The organism is Streptomyces sp. CBMA123 (genome assembly GCF_014596465.1).
Taxonomy (GTDB): Bacteria; Actinomycetota; Actinomycetes; order Streptomycetales; family Streptomycetaceae; genus Kitasatospora.
In genome coordinates, this window is record NZ_MECK01000410.1 from 1 (window position 1) to 2,980 (window position 2,980).

Annotated in this window: 1 protein-coding gene and 2 pseudogenes; 1 reads left to right on the top strand and 2 read right to left on the bottom strand. The window is 77.0% G+C overall.

The window, feature by feature from the left end; genetic code table 11:
- A pseudogene (locus BG452_RS32060) lies at positions 1 to 1,467 on the top strand (hypothetical protein); the annotation flags it as partial.
- A gap of 42 nt (positions 1,468 to 1,509) precedes the next feature.
- Here BG452_RS32060 and BG452_RS32065 read toward each other — a convergent pair.
- Positions 1,510 to 2,613 (bottom strand): NADH:flavin oxidoreductase/NADH oxidase, encoded by a 1,104-nt coding sequence (locus tag BG452_RS32065; protein WP_188307863.1) that lies wholly within the window; start codon positions 2,611 to 2,613, stop codon positions 1,510 to 1,512.
- Between the two features lie 208 nt (positions 2,614 to 2,821).
- Positions 2,822 to 2,980, bottom strand: a pseudogene (locus BG452_RS48225) (glutamine synthetase); the annotation flags it as partial.

Consider the following 2,980-nt stretch of genomic DNA (forward strand, 5'->3'; position numbering starts at 1 on the left):
ACCGTCCTGGCCGTGACCGTCGCGGCCGTGGCCGAGGTCCGGCGCCGGGGCGTCGGCCACCCCGGGGCAGGGACCGATCCGCTGCTGGCCGCCGCCCCGCTGCTGCTCGCCGTCACCGGCGCACTGCTGCTGGCCCGGACCGCGCCGCCGCTGATCGGCGGGCTGGCCGCCCTCGCCCGGCGCGGCCGGGGTCTGATCGGCTTCCTCGGCCTGGCCCGCGCCGCCCGCGACACCTCGGGCCGGCGCCGGCCCTCCGCGCTGCCGCTGCTCGCCCTGCTGATCGCCGTCACCAGCACCGGCTTCGGCGCCACCGTCCTGGACGCCGTCGACCACAGCCGACTGCGCGCCGCCCGCCTCGCGACCGGCGGGGACATCGGGGTGACCCTGCCGGACTACGCCACCGTGCCGCCGGCGTTCACCGAGGCCGCCGCCGCCCTGCCCGGCCTGCACACCGCCGCCGCCGTCCGGATCGAGCCCAAGTCCCTGCTCATCGGCGCGGGTTCGGGCTACGTCAAGGCCACCGTCGTGGTCGCCGAACCCGCCGCGTACGCCGAGATCGCCCGCACCGCCGGCGCCGGCGGCTTCGACCCGGCGGCACTCGCCACCGCCCCCGGCGGCCCCGACACCCCGGTGCCCGCCCTGTTCAGCCGTGACCTGGCCGGGAGCCTCGCCGCCGGAGCACCCAGGCTCCACCTCGACAGCGGCGACGAACTGCGCACCACCGTCGCCGGAACCGTCGCCGCCACCCCGGCCCTGCCCGACCCCGGCCGGCCCTTCGTCATCCTCCCGGCCGGCCCGGCCGCCGAACGCCTCCCCGGACTCGGCAAGCCCAACCGCTGGCTGGCCGTCGGCGACATCGACCCCGAACAGGTCAGGACACTGCTGCGGGAGCGCGGCCTGACCCAGCCCACCGGCATCCTGAAACTCATCCAGGAGGACGCCGCCGCGTCCGGCCGCGGCACCCACGGCCTGCCACCCGGCTACACCGTCCACAGCAGCCGCGAACTGGCCGCCCAACTCGCCGACGACCCCCTCCAGCAGGCCGCCGCCCGCCTGTTCCGCTACGCGGCCGGCGCCGCCGCCGGCTTCGCCCTGCTCGCCGTCCTGCTGACGCTGCTACGGGCCGCCCCCGAGCGCACTGCCGTCCTGGCCCGGCTGCGCACCATGGGCCTGCGGCCCCGCCAGGGCCTGGCGCTGATCGCCGCCGAGGCCCTGCCCCAGGCCCTGACGGCGGCGCTGGGCGGGGGCCTGGCCGCGCTCGCGGCGGCCGCCCTGCTCGGCCCGGGCTTCGACCTGTCCACCCTGGTCGGCGCCCGGGTCGGTCACGCCCTGGGGCCCGCCGCGCTGCCGGTGCTGCTGCCCGCGGCGGGGCTGGCACTGCTGGTCTGCCTGGCCGTGGTGCTGGAGACCGCGGTCGCCGGCCGGCGCCGGCTCGCCGCCGAACTGCGGGCCGGCGACCAGCCCTGACCGGGTCCGCTTCCGGGTGCCGTCAGGGCCGGTCGGGCACCGTCAGGCGCGGTGGTACTGGACGGGGGAGTGGACCTCGCCGCCGAGCGCGCCGGCCGCGTGGCGGGCCCAGGACGGGTTGCGCAGCAGCTCGCGCCCGATCAGGACGGCGTCGGCCCGCCCGTCGGTGAGGATCTCCTGGGCCTGGGCCGGGTCGGTGATCAGGCCGACGGCCGCCACCGGCAGGCCGGTCTCGCCCCGTACCGCCTCGGCGAAGGGCACCTGGAAGCCGGGTGCGGCCTGGATCCGGGCGTCGGGGACGAGCCCGCCGGTGGAGACGTCCAGCAGGTCCACGCCGTGCGCCTGGAGCTCCTTGGCGAGGCGGACGGTGTCCTCCGAGGTCCAGCCCTCGCGGCCGTCCTCGGGGTTCTCGGTGAGCCAGTCGGTCGCGGAGACGCGGAAGAACAGCGGCAGTTCCTCGGGCCACACCGCGCGCACCGCGTCGACGACCTCCAGGGCGAAGCGGATCCGGCCCTCGAAGGTGCCGCCGTAGGCGTCGGTGCGGCGGTTGCTCTGCGGGGAGAGGAACTGGTGGATCAGGTAGCCGTGGGCGCCGTGGAGTTCGACGGCCTGGAAGCCGGCCTCCCGTGCGCGCCGGGCCGCCTCGGCGAACTGCCGGACGATGACGCCGATCTGATCGACCGTCAGCTCGTCGGGGGTGGTGTGCTCGGGGGAGAAGGCCAGGGCGCTGGGGGCGACCGGGGTCCAGCCGTGCTCCTCGTCGGGGGTCAGGGCGCGCCCGCGGTCGATCCACGGCCGCTCGGTGGAGGCCTTGCGCCCGGCGTGGCCGAGCTGGATGGCGGGCACGGTGCCCTGCTCCTTGAGGAAGGCGGTGATCCGGCGGAACGCCTCCAGCTGGGTGTCGCTCCACAGCCCGAGGTCGTACGGGCTGATGCGCCCCTCGGGGCTGACCGCGGTGGCCTCCACGATGATCAGCCCGGTGCCGCCGGCCGCCCGCGCCGCCAGGTGGGTGTAGTGCCAGTCGTGGGGCACCCCGGCGTTCTCACCGGCCGGCGCGGCGCTGTACTGGCACATCGGCGGCATCCAGACCCGGTTGGGGACGGTCAGCTCCCGCAGGGTGTACGGGGTGAAGAGGGTGGTGCTCATGTCGGGCTCCCGTGGGGTCGGCGGCGCCAGGGCGCAGGCGCTTGCTGATGCGCTTTACGTGTCACAACAATAGTTGCACGGGACGATACTTTCAATGTCGAACGGCTCCGTACACCGAAAGCGGCGCCGCCCGGGGCCATCCCCGGGCGGCGCCGCAGCCCCCGTGCTGCCGGGGCGTCAGCCCCCCGCCCCCGCGGACAGCAGGCCGCGGGCCCGGGCCGCCAGGCCGCCCGGCGCGCCCCCCCGGGGCCCAGGCCCAGCCGGGCTGGGCGGTCAGCGGGACGATCCGGTCGAGGTCGGGGTAGAGCCGGAGGTCCCCGGTGGGGCCGCCGATGAGTGGGCTGGTGGTGATCGCGTCGTCGGCGAG

What these genes read in the sequence shown, in the direction of transcription:
- BG452_RS32065 (WP_188307863.1), bottom strand. Translation starts at nt 2,613, where the DNA reads ATGAGCACCACCCTCTTCACCCCGTACACCCTGCGGGAGCTGACCGTC.